The organism is Bacillus piscicola (assembly GCF_022458745.1).
GTDB lineage: Bacteria > Bacillota > Bacilli > Bacillales > Marinococcaceae > Alteribacillus_A > Alteribacillus_A piscicola.
The window spans coordinates 121,188-140,027 of sequence record NZ_JAJJJF010000006.1 but is presented as its reverse complement, the minus strand read 5'-3'; the positions used below and the strand labels follow the sequence as shown (position 1 = coordinate 140,027).

General features: G+C 44.7%; 17 protein-coding genes. 8 read left to right on the top strand and 9 right to left on the bottom strand.

From position 1 onward, the window contains the following. Positions 1-186: 186 nt before the first annotated feature. The 4 genes from LOR49_RS11425 to LOR49_RS11410 all read right to left on the bottom strand — a co-directional run bounded on the left by LOR49_RS11425 (position 187) and on the right by LOR49_RS11410 (position 3,697). A complete protein-coding gene (locus tag LOR49_RS11425) occupies positions 187-1,209 on the bottom strand; it encodes an aliphatic sulfonate ABC transporter substrate-binding protein (protein ID WP_240376831.1) in 1,023 nt (340 codons plus the stop codon). 18 nt (positions 1,210-1,227) lie between these two features. After that, the gene (locus LOR49_RS11420) at positions 1,228-1,992 is read right to left on the bottom strand and encodes an ABC transporter permease (RefSeq protein WP_240376830.1); all 765 of its coding nucleotides are present in this window, start codon (positions 1,990-1,992) and stop codon (positions 1,228-1,230) included. Continuing rightward, positions 1,925-2,770: an ABC transporter ATP-binding protein gene (locus tag LOR49_RS11415; protein ID WP_240376874.1), complete on the bottom strand. Its 846-nt coding sequence runs from the start codon at positions 2,768-2,770 to the stop codon at positions 1,925-1,927. The genes LOR49_RS11420 and LOR49_RS11415 overlap by 68 nt, the downstream gene beginning before the upstream one ends. A gap of 159 nt (positions 2,771-2,929) precedes the next feature. Beyond that, positions 2,930-3,697 (bottom strand): IclR family transcriptional regulator, encoded by a 768-nt coding sequence (locus tag LOR49_RS11410; protein ID WP_240376829.1) that lies wholly within the window; start codon positions 3,695-3,697, stop codon positions 2,930-2,932. Between the two features lie 257 nt (positions 3,698-3,954). On the opposite strand from LOR49_RS11410, the gene trhO reads away from it, so the two are divergent. Then, entirely contained in the window at positions 3,955-4,929 is a 975-nt protein-coding gene (trhO, locus tag LOR49_RS11405; RefSeq protein ID WP_240376828.1) for an oxygen-dependent tRNA uridine(34) hydroxylase TrhO, read from the top strand. Positions 4,930-4,982: 53 nt separating this feature from the next. Here the strand turns inward: trhO and nhaC are convergent, their stop codons facing one another. Beyond that, on the bottom strand, positions 4,983-6,428 hold the full coding sequence (gene nhaC, locus LOR49_RS11400; RefSeq protein ID WP_240376827.1) for a Na+/H+ antiporter NhaC: 1,446 nt from the start codon (positions 6,426-6,428) through the stop codon (positions 4,983-4,985). 244 nt (positions 6,429-6,672) lie between these two features. Here nhaC and hisC point away from each other — a divergent pair, with 244 nt between their 5' ends. The 6 genes from hisC to LOR49_RS11370 all read left to right on the top strand — a co-directional run bounded on the left by hisC (position 6,673) and on the right by LOR49_RS11370 (position 13,554). Then, positions 6,673-7,788 (top strand): histidinol-phosphate transaminase, encoded by a 1,116-nt coding sequence (gene hisC / locus LOR49_RS11395; protein WP_240376826.1) that lies wholly within the window; start codon positions 6,673-6,675, stop codon positions 7,786-7,788. Positions 7,789-7,792: 4 nt separating this feature from the next. Further along, complete coding sequence (gene pdhA / locus LOR49_RS11390) at positions 7,793-8,863, top strand: pyruvate dehydrogenase (acetyl-transferring) E1 component subunit alpha (protein WP_240376825.1); 1,071 nt, start codon at positions 7,793-7,795, stop codon at positions 8,861-8,863. Further along, on the top strand, positions 8,860-9,861 hold the full coding sequence (locus LOR49_RS11385) for an alpha-ketoacid dehydrogenase subunit beta (RefSeq protein ID WP_240376824.1): 1,002 nt from the start codon (positions 8,860-8,862) through the stop codon (positions 9,859-9,861). Before pdhA ends, LOR49_RS11385 begins: the two co-directional genes overlap by 4 nt. A 150-nt stretch (positions 9,862-10,011) precedes the next feature. Then, on the top strand, positions 10,012-11,214 hold the full coding sequence (locus LOR49_RS11380; protein ID WP_240376823.1) for a biotin/lipoyl-containing protein: 1,203 nt from the start codon (positions 10,012-10,014) through the stop codon (positions 11,212-11,214). Next, the gene (locus tag LOR49_RS11375; protein ID WP_240376822.1) at positions 11,215-12,615 is read left to right on the top strand and encodes a dihydrolipoyl dehydrogenase family protein; all 1,401 of its coding nucleotides are present in this window, start codon (positions 11,215-11,217) and stop codon (positions 12,613-12,615) included. It begins immediately after the preceding gene. Positions 12,616-12,660: 45 nt separating this feature from the next. Then, positions 12,661-13,554 carry a CE1 family esterase gene (locus tag LOR49_RS11370; RefSeq protein WP_240376821.1) on the top strand — a complete coding sequence of 298 codons (894 nt, stop codon included), beginning with the start codon at positions 12,661-12,663 and terminating at the stop codon, positions 13,552-13,554. A gap of 409 nt (positions 13,555-13,963) precedes the next feature. Here the strand turns inward: LOR49_RS11370 and LOR49_RS11365 are convergent, their stop codons facing one another. From LOR49_RS11365 to hpaI, 4 genes are all read right to left on the bottom strand, one after another. Then, entirely contained in the window at positions 13,964-15,268 is a 1,305-nt protein-coding gene (locus LOR49_RS11365) for a TRAP transporter large permease (protein WP_240376820.1), read from the bottom strand. Next, on the bottom strand, positions 15,265-15,768 hold the full coding sequence (locus tag LOR49_RS11360; protein WP_240376819.1) for a TRAP transporter small permease: 504 nt from the start codon (positions 15,766-15,768) through the stop codon (positions 15,265-15,267). The genes LOR49_RS11365 and LOR49_RS11360 overlap by 4 nt, the downstream gene beginning before the upstream one ends. Positions 15,769-15,784: 16 nt before the next feature. After that, a complete protein-coding gene (locus tag LOR49_RS11355; RefSeq protein WP_240376818.1) occupies positions 15,785-16,846 on the bottom strand; it encodes a TRAP transporter substrate-binding protein in 1,062 nt (353 codons plus the stop codon). Between the two features lie 91 nt (positions 16,847-16,937). After that, positions 16,938-17,861, bottom strand: a complete 924-nt coding sequence (gene hpaI, locus LOR49_RS11350) for a 2,4-dihydroxyhept-2-ene-1,7-dioic acid aldolase (RefSeq protein WP_240376817.1) — start codon at positions 17,859-17,861, stop codon at positions 16,938-16,940. Positions 17,862-18,076: 215 nt separating this feature from the next. Here hpaI and LOR49_RS11345 point away from each other — a divergent pair, with 215 nt between their 5' ends. Further along, positions 18,077-18,706, top strand: a complete 630-nt coding sequence (locus tag LOR49_RS11345; RefSeq protein ID WP_240376816.1) for a GntR family transcriptional regulator — start codon at positions 18,077-18,079, stop codon at positions 18,704-18,706. Positions 18,707-18,840 lie beyond the last annotated feature (134 nt).

The window sequence follows — 18,840 nt, the reverse complement described above, 5'->3', positions numbered from 1 at the left end:
TATGTATAAATTATTCTGACTGTTAATTATTCTATCCTATATTACCACAAATAGTAACAAAGTTTGACAAAGCATTATATTAATAAAAACATACTGCTCTTAATCAATATTACAATAAAACATGCCTATTTCCGGTTTGGAAGTAGGCATGTCATAGAAATTGTTTTCAGGGTTTCGGAGTTGTTGTTATTGTGACTTTTCTTCCGAAAGACTTTCAATCAGGGAAGTGTCAACGAGTCCTTCTAGATTTGGCTTCTCATCAAGGAAGTCTAGTTCATAGGAGGCATCGGCCCAACTTTGCAGGGCTTCGCCAGACACATCGGAGGTAATGTTCATGCGCCCCCATGCTTTCGTCAACACGTCATCGGAGAACTTTGTCTGCGAAAGCTCATAGATTAAGTCATTAACCGCGGTTAAGGTCTCTTTTTCATTTTCTTTTGCAAAGTCAACCGCTTTTTGGTGAGCAGCAAGGACCGCTTTCACTTGCTCAGGGTGGGAGTTCATAAATTCCTCTGATGTCACGAGGACAACACTTGGAAGTGTCTCTCCTAGAAAGACTTGGTTCCATTCGGTTACGACGTTCGCGTTCAGCTCTTCTACGAGATACGTCCCCCACGGCTCCGGTGCAGCGGCCGCATCCACTTCTCCCTGCTCAAAGCGAACCATCATGGAAGCTGGATCGACGCGTGATTGATGCTCAACGGTCCCGCCAACCCGGTTCGATTCCAATCCCAGCTCTTTCAACATAATTTCCAATTGCACGTTGTGTGTACATCCGTTTCCAGGGGTACAGAAAGACTTTCCGTCGAAATCATCCAAGCTTTTAATGCCAGAGTCTTCACTTGAAACGATTAAGGTAGCCCCATTTGCGGCTCCGCTTAATATGTTAACGTCGCCGCCAGATAAAAAGTAGTTAATGACCGGACCTGGGCCGACATACCCTATGTCAAGTGATCCAGAGTCAAGTGCTTCAATGAAATCATTTCCGTTTGGAAAGTTCTTGAACGTTACGTTGTCTCCTCCTAATTCCTCTTCAAAGTACCCTTCTTGGATTCCAATAATTCCAGCAGCATGATCCAAGTTTGGAAAATAGCCAATTTCAATCGGCTCTGCATCTCCGCCGCTCCCTGTGGCAGAGTCATCCTGGCCACATGCCGTAGCAATCGTAGCAAACACCGAGACAACAAACACGACGAGTCCTTTTTTCATGAAACTCTCCCCCTTATTTTATGCTAAGCCCCAACGAGCAAACACTTTCTTTTCGATGCGGTCGAAAATCACGTACTCCATGATAATCCCGATCACTGCGATGATGATCATAATCGCGATGACAAGATTCATATTGTAAAAGTCACGGGCGTCCATTAATGTTCTTCCTAATCCGCCCGAGCCAATTAATTCAGCGGCCATCAAGGCACGCCAGCCAAATGCCCATGCGAGGCGTGTCCCCGAGAGAAAAGATGGAACAGAAGCCGGGATCATCACCCGCCAGACGAGTTCTGCCCCTTTGTACCCCATTGTACGCGCGGCTCTTATCAAAATCGGCTGTACCGATTTAATGCCTAATCTCATGTTCGAGGTCATCACCCACGTGCCGCCTAAAGCGACAATAATAATAATCGACGAGTTCCCACCGCCAAATAGCATTAACATAATTGGCAGCCACACAATACTCGGAATCGACTGGAGAGCGATTACGAGAGAGCCAAGCGTTTCATCTGCAAATTTTGAACGCGCTAGTACGAGACCTAATAGCGAGCCAACGATAATCGCAATAACAAAACCAACAATCAACCGTTGAAAACTCGTCACGAGTGCTTCAGTCAAAATTCCTGTCTCAAAAAAACCAAGATACAGTTCCCGAACAGATTGGAGCGGGGAAGGAAAGGCAGTAACAGAAAAGAATTCAAACGAAAGATTCAGCCTATATATGATTTCCCATATCACGATCAGTGTGATAAAGAAGAGCACTCTTCTTACTGTTGTAATCATCCCCTAACTCCTCCTTCATCACTTTTTCAATTTCAACGGCAAGCTTCTGCTGAATTTGTTCCTCCAGTTTGCCAAACGCTGCACTCGACGTTTTCCGCGGTCGCTCGAGTGGTACATCAAATGTTTCTACGATGCGGCCGGGCCTTGTTCCCATCAGCACGATCCGATCCGACAACAAGATGGACTCCCGAATGTTGTGTGTTACGAAAATAACTGTTTTCTTCGTTTTCTCCCAGATGTACATCACTTCTTTGTGCAACATCGATCTCGTTTGCTCATCCAAAGCTCCGAACGGTTCATCCATCAATAAAATGTCCGGATCAAAAGCGAGCGTCCGTGCAATGGAAACGCGCTGTTTCATACCACCCGACAGTTCGTGCGGGTACGCATGAATAAACTTACTTAAATGTACCAGTTTCAAAAAATATTCTGCTCTTTCTTTTGCTTCTTCCTTCTTCATCCGTTTTCGCAGGCCGAACATGACGTTATCCAACACTGACAGCCATGGCATGAGGGCCGATTCTTGAAAGACAACCCCGCGGTCCGGCCCCGGTCCGGTCACCTCTGCGCCACCAGCTGTAATCTTGCCTTTAGTCGGGCTTTCCAGACCGGCGATGATATTTAAAAGCGTCGATTTCCCGCAGCCTGAGGGTCCCAGCAAGGAAACAAATTCACCAGACTTAATCTCTGCGTCAATATGTTGAAAAACCGTAAACGATGTGTCTTTCGTTTTATCAAAAAACGTCTTTTCCACTTGTTCGATGACGACATCCGTCATAACGATACTCACCAACTTTAATTAATCCCTATATGTTTTATAGGTTTTATGGTAATAGTATATGTTCTACAAGAGGAAGTGTCAATAACTAAAAAAACAGCGACCACTTGGACCGCTGCTTCCTAAAGAGCTACTATTTACTATCAACAAGACACCTGTTTATTCTATATTATTGTTATCCCTGTATCCCAACCTTTTCGACACCTTTCTTCCGGCTTCCATCAGAGGATTTTTCAGCTCTTGGATTCGTTCCTCCCCCATGCGAATGGTCGGACCGGAAATGCTGATAGAACCTGTGATATCTCCGTGGAAATTAAAAATAGGGGCAGCAATGCAAGTGATACCGACTTCGTTTTCTTCGACTTCCTGGCCGTAGCCACGTTCGCGGATTTCTTTTAAGTTTTCAAGCAGAAGATCCGGATCGGTGATGGTGTTCTCTGTATGAACCGGCAGTCCGCGTTGTTTTAAGATATCGCGTGCTTCTCTTTCTGGCAGATAGGAAAGAATTGTTTTGCCCGCGCTTGTGCAATGCATAGGGGCACGCTTGCCGACTTGGGAGTGCATGCGAAGTGTTTCATTTCCTTCGAGCTTTTCTATGTAGACCGCTTCTTTCTGAGAATAAATAACAAGGTGTACGACTTCGTTCGTCAGCGCTTCCAGTTCCTTCAAATAGGGTGTGGCCTCTTTCCTAATATCCATCGAATCGAGGAGCTTCGCACTCAACTCCAGGTATTGATAGCCGAGCCGATAACGTTTCGTCTCATCGTCCTGCTCGATAAAACCATGTTCAATAAGGGTGGCGAGCAGCCGGAACACGGAACTTTTATTCAGTTCCAGCTTTTCTGCTAGTTCCGTGACACTATAACCGTCTTTTTTTGTGCTTACCATCTTAACAATCCTCAAGGCCCGGTCCACTGATTTAACCATGCTCATCCCCCCAAATATTCTTTTTACTACGGTCGCTTTTCTTCTATTGTATCATTAATAGGGTTTTTTGAGAGTGTCGCTGATCGTCTCGATTAATATCACTGATAACCTTATTCATATTCCCACTGTCGCTTTCATAACACTGCATAAAATTGGAGTTGCAAACTATGGTCATTTCTTTATACAATAGTGTATTGTAAGAGACATCGTATACACCTATACGAGATTATATCTTGCAAATATAACACAGATAGGTGATGGAAATGGAAAAATTGAATTACCGTGTACTTCTTTATTACTATTACACCCCCATTGAAGATCCGGAAGCTTTTGCAGCAGAGCACCTTGCTTATTGCAAAGACCTCGAACTAAAAGGCCGTATTCTCGTGGCTAAAGAAGGAATTAACGGTACCGTATCCGGCACGGTAGAACAGACAACGAAATACATGGATGACCTAAAAAATGATCCGCGTTTCGCGGGTATTGTTTTCAAAATAGACGAAGCAGAGGGACATGCTTTCAAAAAAATGCACGTGCGTCCTCGGCCGGAACTCGTCACCCTTCGTCTGGAAGATGACGTGAACCCGAAAGAGGTAACGGGCGAGTATCTGAGTCCGAAAGAATTTCGCGATGCCCTTTTGGAAGAAGACACCGTCGTTCTCGACGCGCGCAATGACTATGAATATGATCTCGGTCATTTCCGCGGCGCTATCCGCCCGGATATCAGCACTTTCCGTGAATTACCAGAATGGGTGGAAGAAAACAAGAATAAACTTGAAGGCAAGAAAATCTTAACGTACTGCACAGGTGGCATTCGTTGTGAGAAATTTTCTGGCTGGCTGAAAAAGCAAGGATTTGAAGATGTGGCTCAGTTGCATGGCGGTATTGTCACCTACGCAAAAGATGAAGAAGTAAAAGGCGACCTTTGGGACGGTAAATGCTATGTATTCGACGAGCGGATCAGCGTACCGATCAACCAGATTGAACACAACATTGTCGGCCGCGACTATTTCGACGGTACTCCGTGTGAGCGCTACATTAACTGTGCCGAACCTGACTGTAACAAGCAAATCATCTGTTCCGAAGAGAACGAGCATAAATACCTTGGCGGCTGTACGCACGAATGCCGGGTTTCCCCGCGCAACCGTTACGTTATTGAAAATAAACTCTCTCCTGAAGAAGTGGAAGAACGCCTGCAAAAAATTGAAAAAGAGGACATGCAGCGCGCATAAACCTACAAATGGGCCGTCTCTAGGTGTCAACCATAGAGACGGCCTTTATGATTCTATGATTTATAGAATCTTTTCTCTTCTTCCTCCTCAGTTCCGCTTGCATCCTGGTAACTATATCCCCCGGTTGAAGCTAGTGGCTTCAGCGAAAAGCCAGTATACCCGTAAATAATTGCTATAAGCGGTGTGATAAAGCTGATAAACGTATACGGAACATATTCAACTCCGATGTTTAATGTCGTCATGATAAAGGCACCGATAACACCCCACGGGATAATCGGGTGAATGATTGTACCGGCATCCTCGAGTGTTCGTGATAAGTTTACGGGATGCATATTCGCCCTTTTGTAACTGTCTTCCAACATCTGCCCCGGCAAAATAATCGATAAATACTGTTCTCCAACCGTTACGTTAATTCCTAAACAAGAGAATACAGTTAACATGATGACGTTGCCACGTGTTTGTAAAAAGCTTTTAAAACCATCAATAATCGCATGGGTAAGACCGATTTCACTGACCATACCTCCAAGCGACAGAGATATCAGGATGAGCGACACACCGAATAACATGCTTTCCAATCCGCCCAAGGACAGAAGATTATCAATTGCTTCATTGCCCGTCTCGGCTGTATAGCCAACATGCGCTGCATTCATAATATCGCCGAATGTCACACCTGGTACCGTATAAAAGGCTGTCAGAACAGCAACTACAAGTCCGATGATAAGAGCTGGAATAGGATTTATACGCCGCATGGCTAAAATCACGATTAATAATGGTGACAACAATGTCACAAGGCTGATAGTAAACTCGTTATTCAAAATCTGAACCATTTCTTCTACTTGGCTGATATCGGCTGCATCTTTGCTTGTGGACAGTCCGATAACCGTAAAGATGAGCATCGTAATCACAAGACTCGGGATGGTCGTCCACATCATATGCTTTATATGCTGAAAAATATCCACTTTTGCTGTAGCTGCTGCCAAATTGGTAGTATCTGAGAGCGGTGACATTTTATCCCCAAAAATGGCACCGCTTACAATTGCTCCCGCTGTCATTGCCGGTGAGATACCCATTCCGTAAGCCACTCCCATTAAAGCAATCCCGATCGTACTAATGGCACTCAACGAACTTCCGGCAGCAATCGCGACAACCGCGGTAATTGCCACTGCAGACACAAGGAAAAAGGTAGGTGACAGAATTTGAAGTCCGTAATAGGTAATGGTTTGAACCGTGCCATTCAGCACCCACACCCCTACTAACGTTCCAATTAGCAATAAAATAATAATTGCCGGTGTTCCGTGATAAATGCCGGTAGAAAGTGCCTTCTCCAAGTCCTTCCATTTATAACCAAGCACTAATCCATAAATCCCCACTATTACCGCTGCTATTAAAATTGGTATGTGCGGTGCAACACCGTATCCGAGGATGGTAACACCGAGAACAGCTACGATTAACACAACAATAAGACTAGCTGCCAAGAATGACGGCTTCTGTGGCGCCATAACAAAAATGCCTCCTTTAAAAAACAAAGAATATTTGAATACTTAAGAAATGTTGTAGAAATAACTTTATTCGTGTTAATTCTCTTTTGCAAGCATGTCATTTAAAGCTTTAATGCTTTTGCGCAATAAAATTATTTTAACACATAAAAGCTTAAAAGCTTTAATTTACGTTCTTGCATGAAGATTGAGATAACTATATTGTAACGGTAAGAGGCTAATTGAACTTTTTAGGGAGGCCACATAAATGAGCACAGTCAAACCGAGGAAACAAATGGAACAAATCGCGATGTACGCACCAGGCAAACCGGTTGAAGAACTGCAACGAGAGCTCGGCATTACCCACGTTATCAAAATGGCATCAAATGAGAATCCGTACGGTTCCTCACCACTTGCACAGCAAGCGGTCCAAAATGAAATAAAGAATACACATTATTATCCTGAAATAACAGCGCCGGTACTCGCAGAAAAACTTGCCGCACATCTGAATATTGATAAGAACCGCCTCATTTTCGGGAATGGATCGGACGAGATCATTCGACTTCTCACCCGTACCTATATAGAAGAAAACGATGAAGTCATTATGGCCAGTGTGACATTCCCACGTTATAAGACGAATGTCATCATTGATGGCGGTGTCCCGGTAGAAGTGGAAATGAAAGAAGGAACCCATGACCTGCAAGCGATGCGTGCGGCTATTACCGATAAAACGAAAATGATATTCGTCTGCAATCCAAACAATCCAACCGGAACGATTGTTGGTGCAAAAGAGCTGCTGGAGTTTATTGAAAGCGTTCCCGCGCATATAGTCGTCGTGGTAGACGAAGCCTATTATGAGTATGTACACACGGACGACTATCTCGAAACGCTCGATTACATGGAACAATACCCAAACCTTATTTCTTTGCGTACTTTTTCCAAAATCTACGGCCTAGCGTCACTGCGTGTCGGCTACGGAATTATGCACCCCGATATCGCAGGAGAACTACTGAAAAACAAAGATCCGTTCAATGTGAATCGTTTTGCTCAAGTTGCAGCGCTTGCCTCTCTGGATGATGAGGAGTTCATGAATAATACGAAAACGTGGAACGACGCGGGAAGACGTTATCTAGAAGATGAATGTCAAAAACGGGAACTCCCCTCCTTTCCGTCCCACACGAATTTTATTATGGTCGACACGAAGCGTCCGGCGGAAAAGGTCTACAATGAATTATTAAAAAGAGGCGTTATTATCCGGCCGGGTCACATGATGGGATATCCAACCATGATTCGCGTGACAATCGGGACAGAAGATGAGAATCACTTGTTTATCAAAGCACTCGATGAAGTGCTTCAATTACAGGAAGTAACAGAAAGGGGTTAATAGAATGATTGACCAATTTCCGATGCAGCAAGTCATTAATGGCGATGGTGCGCTTGTTGATGAGACATATAAAAGCGAAATTACGATTGAGAAAGCGAAGGAGTTATATGAATATATGCTGCGGGCACGCATGCTCGACAAAAAATGTGTCAATTTGCAACGTCAAGGAAGAATCGGCACCTACGTGCAATATGAGGGCCAAGAAGCAGCTCAGATCGGAAGCGCTGTCGCTCTTGAACAAGGGGACTGGATGTTTCCCACTTACCGTGACCATGCCGCTACGTTAACATTTGGCCATTCCATGCGAAATTTACTGTTGAATTGGCTCGGACGTTATGAAGGCAACGTACCGCCAGAAGGAGTCAATATCTTCCCTCCTGGCATTCCAATTGCTTCACAGCTACTACACGCTACCGGCGCCGCGTGGGCAGAGAAAAAACGTGGAACAGACCGCGTTTCCATCGTATATTTTGGCGACGGTGCCACATCTGAGGGCGACTTCCATGAAGCCCTCAACTTCGGAAGTGTTTTTAATACACCAACTGTCTTCTTCAATCAAAACAATGGCTACGCTATTAGTGTACCAATGGAAAAACAGATGAAATCCAAAACGATCGCGCAAAAAGGATTAGGTTACAATATCCCTTCTGTCCGTATTGACGGAAATGATGTGTTCGCTGTGTATTTCACAACAAAAAAAGCAGTGGAACGCGCCCGTGCCGGCGAGGGTCCGACTTTAATTGAAGCAGTGACGTGGCGGTACGGCGCTCATACCACGGCAGACGATGCATCGAAATACCGGGACCAATCGGAAAGTGAGAAACGCCGTAAGACAGCCGATCCACTTCTTCGGATTGAACGATACTTGAAATCACAATCCGCTTGGGAACAGAGTTGGTTGAAAGAGCGGGAAGAAGCAATTACAGAGGAAATAGAGTCTACCATCAAAGAGATGGAAGCTTATCCTGATCCTGAATTTGCTCATATGTTTGATCACGTGTTTGATACGCCTACTTGGACGATTCAAGAACAAGTGAATGATCATCTTGCTATTAAAAGGAGGCAGTCACAATGAATGCGACTGACGTAAAAGTAAAAAAGATGACAATGATTGAAGGTGTCCGGGATGCCATGCGCCTCATGCTAAAAGAAAACGATGACGTTCTGATCCTCGGGGAAGATGTCGGTATTAACGGTGGTGTTTTCCGCGCCACCGAGGGGTTATATGAAGAATTCGGCGAAGACCGCGTTATCGACACGCCGCTTGCAGAGTCCGGTATTATCGGGAATTCCATCGGCCTTGCTGTTAATGGTTTCCGGCCTATTGCAGAGATCCAATTTCTTGGATTTATTTATCCTGCTTTTAACCAACTGATGACGCATGCTACGAGACTACGCCAGCGTTCGATGGGGCGCTATACCGTACCTCTTGTTGTCCGCGCTCCGTATGGTGCAGGTGTCCGTGCACCAGAGATTCATTCGGATAGTGTGGAAGGGCTGTTTACGCAAATGCCAGGAATCAAAGTTGTTGTACCTTCGAACGCTTACGATGCAAAAGGACTTTTGATCGCAAGTCTAGAAGACCCTGATCCGGTTATCTTTTTAGAACCGCTCCGCTGCTACCGGTCAAGCCGGACTGAAGTGCCAGATGAAAAATACTATGTTGATATCGGTAAAGCATCTGTATTGAAAGAAGGCGAAGACATTTCTGTCTTCACGTGGGGCGCAATGGTGATGGATACCATGAAAGCGGTCAAGGAATTAGAAGAAAAACGTAACATCTCGTGTGAAGTGATCGATCTACGAACTCTTTACCCACTAGATAAAGAAGCGATTGCTTCATCCGTTCAAAAGACAGGGCGTGCAGCCATTGTTCATGAAGCACCTGCAACCGGCGGGGTCAGCAACGACGTTCTTTCAGTCATTAATGATACATCGTTCCTTTATCTGCGATCACCAATCGAACGCGTCACTGGCTTTGATACACCAGTACCTGTTTATTCACTTGAACAAGAATACTTGCCAAGCAGCGCCAAAATCCAAGCTGCCATCGAAAAAGCTATCGACTTCTAGGGTCTGAACGGTTTCCTTGTTAGTACCCAGGGAAGTAACTGCTATACAATCTGGTCATTAATAGAAATAATTAATGACCAGATTTATGAGTTTTAGTATAAAGAAGAAAACTCTCAAATGTGTATTTTTTGAAAGGAGCGTCACAAAACGATGGTAGATGTTAAACTCCATGATATTGGAGAGGGTATGCACGAAGCGGAAATTCTGCAGTTTCTCGTCAAAAAGGGAGACACAGTTGAAAATGATGCCCCTCTCGTTGAAATTCAAACCGATAAAATGACAGCTGAGCTCACTGCCCCTTCGGCAGGGACAATCACCGCAATTGAAGTCCAGGTTGGGGATGTCGTTGAAGTGGGGGATACGATTCTTAAAATTGGTGGCGCCAATGAGACGGACCCGAACTCAAGTACAGACGAGCCAGATGCGATTGCACCGAGCCTAGAACCACAGTCGGACCAAAAACAGCCCGTGCCAGGCACTGTCTCAGATGAAACGGATGTTCATGTGCCACAGCCATCAAAACCAGCCGCAAGACGTCGTGTGCTTGCAGCTCCGTATACACGGAAAATTGCCCGTGACCATCAGATTGATATTGAACAAGTTTCAGGCACCGGACCGGCTGGCCGTGTTACGGATGAAGACGTGTATGCTTTCATTAAAAACGGCGACACCTCCGACACCCCGGAAGTTGAACACCAGGAAGCAGCAGGTACTCACGCTGCCGAAACGAACACACCGGGAACGTCAGCTGTGCAGGCACCGCCTTCCCAAAAAATTCAGAATGAAAGGGCATTTCTCTCAGCACCGAGCGGTACAACAAGTGTTGAAATCGATGTAACGGCTCTTGCTGATCTGAGTAACCAGCTTGACGTCTCCCGTACCTCCTTTTTCGTAAAAACCATGCAGGTTGCGCTGAAGGATTACCCATCTCTAAATGCGCATGTTGATGAAACAGCACAAAAAGTGAGCTTTTTAGCAGACTATCACGTTGACGTTTTCTCGAACGGAAAAAACTGGATACTGGAAAACGTCGGGCATCAGACTCTGCGTGCTATTGATGATAACTTAACAGACAACCCCAACAGCAGCTCGCACAAGACATTTTCTATTCATTTTGCGGAAAACAATCAACCAGCACCTTCTCTTTCTAATGGCCAGGCAGCTAGCGCTGTCTTATTCCCTGCAACGGAAAAACCGGCTGTTCAGAACGGTGAGATCGTTATTCGCGATACAGCAAGTATTGCGCTTTTTTATGATACCCGCGCGGCCAGTGCTTTTGAAGCAACCGCTTTTCTTAGCCGCGTTAAACAATTGGCAGAAAATCCAAATCTCTTGTTAATGGAGTTGGTATAAGTGGTCGTTGGAGATTTTGCACATGAAAAAGATGTTATCGTTATCGGCGGCGGTCCCGGCGGCTATCATGCTGCGATCCGCGCAGCCCAGCTTGGCAAAGAAGTCGCTGTCATTGAAAAAGAAGCCATTGGCGGCATTTGCTTAAATAACGGCTGTATTTCCTCCAAACTTTTCGCGGAAGCAGCTAAGCGTATGCGTGATACCGCGGATGCTCAAAAATTTGGAATCCAGCAAGAGCCCGTTACGTTTGACCTCCCTGCCTTACAAGAACAAAAAGCGAGCGTCATTGCTAATTTAACAACGGGGGTCAAAACTCTCTTAAAAAAGCATAATATCGAAGTCATCCAAGGAGAAGCAACTTTTCTTGCTAATAACCAAATCGGTGTCGAACACGGAGAAGCGTTTGACAAATATCAATTTGAACAAGCGGTGATCGCGACAGGGGCTAGGTACAGACGCCCGACTGGATTTGAGACGGAAAGCGAACGTATTCTGGACCCTTCCACCATTTATGAAACGACAGAACTACCGGATGAGTTATTCGTTTACGGCTCTGATTATCAAGCGGTGGAGGTAGCTTCAACCTTTTCAGCGTTCGGTTCAAAAGTCACATGGGCCTTTTCCGAAATACTCCCTTATGATCCTGCCATCACGAAAGAACTTATACGCCTGATGAAAAAACACAAAATCAAAGTGTTGAAAAATACAGAGCTCCGTGACATTACCCCACAGGATAATCATCTGGAGATCATAGTGAATGCTGGCGAGGAAGAACAGGTTCGAACAGCCTCTCACGTCTTTTTATCATGTAAGCAGCAAGCTAACACGGAAGCGATCCGTGTTGAAGCTGCCGGGATAGAAGTAAGTGACGACGGCTTTATTCCGATCACGGAAACCGCGCAAACAAATCAGCCTCACATTTATGCAGTTGGTGACGTCACAACGCACTCCTTCTATGCCGTTGAAGCAATTAAGCAAGGAAAGACAGCCGGCGAACGGATAGCTGGGGAAAACAGCGAATGGGATCCCTACGCGCTTCCGAACATCACACACAGCATTAGACCGATTGCTTTTGTTGGTCTCACGGAAGAAGAAGCGAAACAAGAAGGCTTTGACGTCTTAGTCGGTGATCTTCCATTAGCTGGTAACGGCTATGCCACGTTAATGAATAAAAAAGAAGGAATTATAAAGGTGATCAGCGAAAAAGAATCCGACCTTATATTAGGAGTCCATGCGATTGGCGAAGGGTCCATCGAAATGATCAGCCAAGCGGTGCTAGCTCTTGAAATGGGAGCGCGTGATGAAGACCTCACGTATCCTTATTACCCCCATCCAAGCCTGAATGAAGCGTGGCTGGAAGCCGCTGAAGCGTTAAAAGACAAAGCAATTCATCGAGCTTAGCCTCCTGATTATCTATTTTTATGCCAACGAGGTGAGACACAGCATATGCAGAAAGGTAAATTGACAAAAGACACGATAGTGGTTGCCGGACAAGAGCGCTCCTATGTCTACTATATTCCGTCCGATTACGATGAAAAAACGCCGCTCCCCCTCTTGTTCAGCTTTCATGGAGCGACGAGTAACGCAGAACATCACAGTCGCTTAACCCAGTTTCACAAACTTGCGGAGACAGAGAAGTTTTTCGTCCTTTATCCGGAATCCACTCATGTTGACCCTGCTAACCCAGCAGCCAAGCAATGGAATGAAGGAGTCGACGGAAATCCAGCAAAAGCGGCCAACGTAGATGATGTTGGTTTCATCGCCGAGCTGCTGGAACAATGGAAACAAAAGTACCACGTCAACAAAAACAAAATTTTCACGACCGGTTTTTCAAACGGCTCTGGTTTCAGCCTGCGACTTGCTATCGACCTTCCGAATACATTTACCGGCGTGGGAGGTGTCGCGGGCCCTCTCCCGATCGTATTCAGCAACAAGGTCGAGAATATGCCGCCACTCGTATTTATTATGGGGGATGCGGATCCGGTCATCCCCTTCACCGCCGCCGATGCCGCCGGTGAGAAAAAGTATTTCATCTATGATCTGCTTGGGGCCCGTAAAACGGCAGAAGCCTTTGCTTATGGTTCCTTCGATGTTACCGATATTCAAACAGAACGCCTGCCAACCGTTTTGCTCGAGGATCCGACACGCGTTGACAGGACCAAATTTCTAGATAAGCAAGAACGTGCGCGCGTTACTTTTTACACGGTGAAAGGCGGCGGGCACACGTGGCCGGGAGGTCCTAAACTTCAGCCTCCAGCTGCAAATGGTGCTGTCAGCCAGCAGCTCGATGCCACTCGTGTGATCTGGGACACGTTGAGTAATCTCACTTCCCCCAAATAAATGCATGCCTCGCACCCTTTTTAGGCTCAGTGCCATAAGGGTGCTCTTTTTTACAAAAGGAATATTACGCCTTCTATGGGGTAGCTATTTTGGGCGGCGTGTTGTTTCGAGTCGTCATACACGCTCGTTGGGGGCGTTATTTCGGTTGCTGCGCTGATTCATGGCTTCATACGTGCTCTTTGATGTCGCTATTTTGATGGCTGCGTTGTTTCGAGTCGTCATACACGCTCGTTGGGGTCGCTATTTTGGGTGGCGTGTTGCTTCGAGTCATCATACACGCTCGTTGGGGGCGTTATTTCGGTTGCTACATTGTTTCACGGATTCATACGCGCTCTACCGCTATTTCGGCGGTCGTACTTTCAAAAAAAAAGCTGTCAACCACAGTGGTTCTGCGTTTGACAGCTTTTCATCAGCCCCTCATTAAAGCTGGTAGATAGGTAATCAGGTCAGGGAATATTAAAAATAAGATAATCGCCGCTATCATCGCAAGCAGCATCGGGGTAACGCCTTTGAATATACGTTCAATTGGTACGTCTTTCATCACCCCGTTAATGATATACACACTGATCCCGAGCGGTGGTGTGATTAAGCCCATGTTCATCACCATGACCATCATGACACCGAACCAGACACCGTCAAATCCTAACTGTGTAATAAGCGGATAAATGACCGGAAGTGTTAGAACAAAGATAGCAATTCCTTCGAGAAATAATCCTAGTATAAAATAGACAGCGAGGATTGCAATCATAATCATCATCGGTGACCAATCAAGGCCATTTACAAACATCGTAATTTTAGCCGGTATACGACTGATCGATAAAAATTGACTAAAAATGTCGGCCCCGATTAAAATGAGGAAAATCATCGCTGACAATCTCGTTGTCTCTCCTAATGACTGGATGAATTTTTTCGCGTTCAACCTACGAGTGGCGAGCGCAAGGATCAAAGCTCCGAATGAGCCGACCGCCCCTGCTTCCGTCGGTGTAAAAACGCCGAAATAGATTCCGCCGATCGTTAGAATAAACAGCACGAAGAACGGCCAAACTTTAGATAATGATCGAAAACGGGCGCCCCAGCCTGATTTTTCTGTTGCCGGTCCTGCTTCTGGATCTTTGCGTACCCACAAGAACACGACGATCATAAAGAGAAGCATCTGTAAAATCCCTGGAATTAAACCGGCAATTAACAGCTCGCCAATTGGCTCCATTGTTAAAATGCCATAAAGGATTAAGATAACACTCGGCGGAATCAAAATACCCAGTGTCCCGCCTGCGGCTACACAAGCGCTGGATAAAGACGGGCTATAATTATACTTTTTCATCTCTGGGATCGTTATTCTCGCCATTGTAGCTGTCGTAGCATTAACCGACCCTGAGATAGAAGAAAAAAGAGCACTTGTTCCAATTGTCGTCAACGCCATACCGCCTCGAATGTGACCAATCCAAGAATCGACAGCCTTAAACAAATCTCGCCCAAATTCGCTATAAGAAAGTATCATTCCCATTAATATGAATAGCGGAATGACACTTAAGGAATATGAGCTTGCTGTTCCAAAAGGGGTCTTACCTAACTGAACGAGTCCGGTATCAAAACCACGCACCATCCCAAACCCGATCGTGCCTACAACAATCAAGGCAATACTCACCGGAACTTTCAATATAAACAATAGAAGCAGCACAATAATACCAATAATACCTATCATTTCTGGACTCATGATCTTACCACCGCCCTAACAAAGTGCTGGAGCCCATTGGTAAGAGCTACTAAAGCAAAGACAAACGCACCGATAGAGGCAATCATAATAAACGGATATACGGGCAGGCCGAGGTCTGTTGTCGTCAAATTTCGCCCCATTGCGCGTAAAGCATCCTGGAAAATCTGCCATCCCATGACAAAAATCACAACACAGATCAGTAATTCAATCAAACCCTCTACGACATGATGCACTCTTTCCGGGAGCTTATCAACGAGAAATCCAACGGCAATGTGTTCTTTATATTTATGTGTGATCGCAAAGGTGAAGAAAACCAAAATTGCCGACCCTAATTCCGTCAATTCAAAACTTCCCGTTATCGGCCGGTGGAAAAAATACCGGCCAATAACATCAAAGGTAATGAGAAAGGTGACGAAACAAAGAACAGCATTAGAAATGTGATGCAATACTAAACTTAAGACATTTAACACTGCTTCTAATCCATTCGCTAATCGTCCCATAATTAAAAAACTCCCATTATTTTGAGCTTAATTCAACAGCTCTATCATATACTTCTTGTCCAGGAAGGCCTTTTTCTTCTTTATCTTTAATCCATTCATCAATGGCTGGCTGCATGTATTCTTTCCATTCTTCAATTTCGCCTTCGTCCAGCTCGTAAAATTCAGCCCCCGCATCTTTCGCGGCTTGAATAGCTTCTTCTGCACGGCCATCTAACGTTTCACCAACTAGTTTAGACATGTATTCGCCTTTTACTTCTGCCATCTCATTCTGTGTTTCTTCATCAATCGAGTCCCAGCTATCCTGGTTCATCACAGCATAAAATGTCGTCATATAGAAGTCCCCAACTGTAACATAGTCAATAACATCTTGAAGGCTGTAATCTAAGAGTGTATGGTACGGACCAACTGTTCCGTCTACAACACCTTTCTGCAGTGCCTCATACGTTTCATTCATTGACATGGAAACCGGTGTAGCCCCCATTGCTTCCAGCCACTTATTCACTTCTGGGGATGGGGAGCGGATGCGCATTCCCTTCAGATCTTCTACGCTTTTAACTTGCTTTCCGACGGTGAAAATTTGACCAGGTTCAGAGGTTGCGATCCACAGTGGTTCCGTATCTGCATACTCTTCCTGCATTTCTGGAAATTCTTGATTTAACTGCCACAAGATTTCTGATCCTTCTGTACCGGTTTCACTCAAGAAAGGTAATTCCATCACGGAAGTAAGCGGAAATTGTCCCGGTGTGTAGCTGTGAACACTAAAGCCCATATCAGCGATACCCGTTGCAGCTGCTTCATATTGAGCGTCCGGTTCTGCCAGCTGCGCTCCCGGGTAAGAAGTGATCTCTACTTGATCCTCCGTTAATTCAGCTGTTTTATCGATAAAAGGCTGAACGACGTCCGTCTCCATGATATGATTGGATGGGAACATATGGGAAAAATCAAATGTATAGGTTTCTTCGGAAGCCCCTTCTTCTCCTCCGCCATCTGATTCAGAGGAACAGGCACCGAGCACAAGCATACTGGCAGCCGCAACAGCGGTGAGTGACTTCCAGTGTCTCATTCGTCTATTTTTCATTAAAAACACCCCTCCTGTATTTTTTATAAAGCGTTTTCAACTAAACCAAGAAAAGGAAGATTGGCTTGACTCTTCCTTTCCTTCTCATTAATTACATCTGATTTGGTGCGTCGATGTCATATTCTTTCAACGTTTCACGGATTTCCGCCTGTAGTTCTTTTGATGGCAGACCCATTGGCATACGAAGAACTGGCTCGATTTTACCCATCATACCGAGGGCTGCTTTTACAGGTGCCGGATTCGTGTCTTTAAAGAGGACGTCATTTAGGTTCATCAATTCATAGTGGAGGTCTTGTGCTTTTTTCACGTCGCCAGCTTCCCAAGCGTCGTGCATCTCAGCAACTCTCTTAGGCTCGACATTCGCAGTAGCACTGATAGAGCCAGCGCCGCCGATAGCAAGCATCGGGTAACATAAGAGTTCAATCCCGGAATAAAGGAGGAAATCTCTGCCACAGTTGAGCATAACCCGATTTACATGTTCGAAATCTTTGTTAGACTCTTTTGCACCGACAATATTCGGGCAATCTTTTACTAGGCGAGCCATTGTCGAAACTTCCATGTTTTGTGCAGTACGTCCTGGGATATTGTAGATGATAATTGGAATATCAACTGAATCCGCTACGGTTTTAAAATGATTGTAAAGCGCTTCCTGGTTTGGCTTGTTGTAGTAAGGGACGATCACCATCGCAGCGTCAACGCCCATTTCTTCTGCTTTCTTCGTTAAGTACATGGTCTCATCATGATTGACAGAGCCTGTACCAGGAGCAAACGGAACACGGCCGTCAATTGCTTTCATCGCGTTTTCCATTACTTGAACACGTTCTTCGGTTGTCAAAGAACTAGGCTCTCCGGAAGTTCCCGTTACCGAAATAGCATGCGTCCCATTTTCTAACTGCCAGTTGATGAGTTCTGCTTGTTTTTCAAAATCAACCTCACCATTCGCTTTAAATGGTGTGATTACCGGGCAAATAGACCCTCTTAACTTTTGCTTGATTTCATCGTAATTTTTACTCAATTCTATTTCCTCCCTTTTGTTTGATTATGAGAAAGGTTGTGTCTATAAAGATAACTTCTATTACCATTGTATATAGTTTCATATATGATTTCAAGAAATTTTTATTTATCTATCCTCTTTCTCTGTATTATCCAAACCTTTGCAGAAAAGTTTACTTTTTGAAAATGAATGTATAAAATAGTAAAAAAATACAGATTTTTGGGAGGTAGTCGAAGTTGACCCACATTGTGAAAGCAGATCCCCTTCATCTGCAGGCATATCAATTAATTAAACAGTTAATTTTAGAGAAGGAATTTGAGCCTGGCGAGCGCGTTGTCGAACTTCGGTTAGCGAAAAAACTAGGCATCAGCCGTGGCCCCGTTCGTGAAGCTTTGCGCATGCTGATTCAAGATGGACTGCTTGAATCGGATAATACAGTTTATAAGCCATCACGAACGGATATTATCGATGTCTTTAAATGTCGGGAAATTCTGGAAATACTAGGGGTTGAATTAGCGATACAGGTGATGTCCGATGAGCAAATTGCCGTAACGACTGATATAATCAAAGAAACTTTTAAGCAGGGGAATGTCTACAAATTAGCACAGTTAGACCAAAATTTTCATGATTCAATTATTGAATGTACGAAAAATAAACAGCTTATTCAGTTAATGGGACTTATCAAAACAAAAGTGATGTATATGCGCAGTGCCATTAGCCATGAAGCAGTCTACCCTCCCTTTATGGAACAACATGTACATATAGTAAACGCACTGCAGGCCCGTGAGGTAGAAAAGGCATGTGAGGAAATGCGAAACCATATCCAATGCGGACTGTATCACATTCTTGATAATGTTGGAGAATAACATCGTGCTATTAATATAAAAAAACTATTTTAGTGTTAACAGCAAACAGTTGACATGAAAGAATAAATAATGTAAATTTTTGGAGAATTATTGATATTTCTAGGTATTTACTATTTCCCCTTCCAGGGATCGAA

Bases quoted from the DNA above. Each gene is read 5' to 3' on its own strand.
- LOR49_RS11365 (WP_240376820.1), bottom strand. From the start codon at position 15,268: ATGAGTCCAGAAATGATAGGTATTATTGGTATTATTGTGCTGCTTCTA.
- trhO (WP_240376828.1), top strand. From the start codon at position 3,955: ATGGAAATGGAAAAATTGAATTACCGTGTACTTCTTTATTACTATTAC.
- LOR49_RS11385 (WP_240376824.1), top strand. From the start codon at position 8,860: ATGAATGCGACTGACGTAAAAGTAAAAAAGATGACAATGATTGAAGGT.
- LOR49_RS11410 (WP_240376829.1), bottom strand. From the start codon at position 3,697: ATGGTTAAATCAGTGGACCGGGCCTTGAGGATTGTTAAGATGGTAAGC.
- LOR49_RS11355 (WP_240376818.1), bottom strand. From the start codon at position 16,846: ATGAAAAATAGACGAATGAGACACTGGAAGTCACTCACCGCTGTTGCG.
- LOR49_RS11420 (WP_240376830.1), bottom strand. From the start codon at position 1,992: ATGATTACAACAGTAAGAAGAGTGCTCTTCTTTATCACACTGATCGTG.
- hisC (WP_240376826.1), top strand. From the start codon at position 6,673: ATGAGCACAGTCAAACCGAGGAAACAAATGGAACAAATCGCGATGTAC.
- LOR49_RS11425 (WP_240376831.1), bottom strand. From the start codon at position 1,209: ATGAAAAAAGGACTCGTCGTGTTTGTTGTCTCGGTGTTTGCTACGATT.
- LOR49_RS11360 (WP_240376819.1), bottom strand. From the start codon at position 15,768: ATGGGACGATTAGCGAATGGATTAGAAGCAGTGTTAAATGTCTTAAGT.
- LOR49_RS11380 (WP_240376823.1), top strand. From the start codon at position 10,012: ATGGTAGATGTTAAACTCCATGATATTGGAGAGGGTATGCACGAAGCG.
- LOR49_RS11415 (WP_240376874.1), bottom strand. From the start codon at position 2,770: ATGACGGATGTCGTCATCGAACAAGTGGAAAAGACGTTTTTTGATAAA.
- LOR49_RS11370 (WP_240376821.1), top strand. From the start codon at position 12,661: ATGCAGAAAGGTAAATTGACAAAAGACACGATAGTGGTTGCCGGACAA.
- nhaC (WP_240376827.1), bottom strand. From the start codon at position 6,428: ATGGCGCCACAGAAGCCGTCATTCTTGGCAGCTAGTCTTATTGTTGTG.
- pdhA (WP_240376825.1), top strand. From the start codon at position 7,793: ATGATTGACCAATTTCCGATGCAGCAAGTCATTAATGGCGATGGTGCG.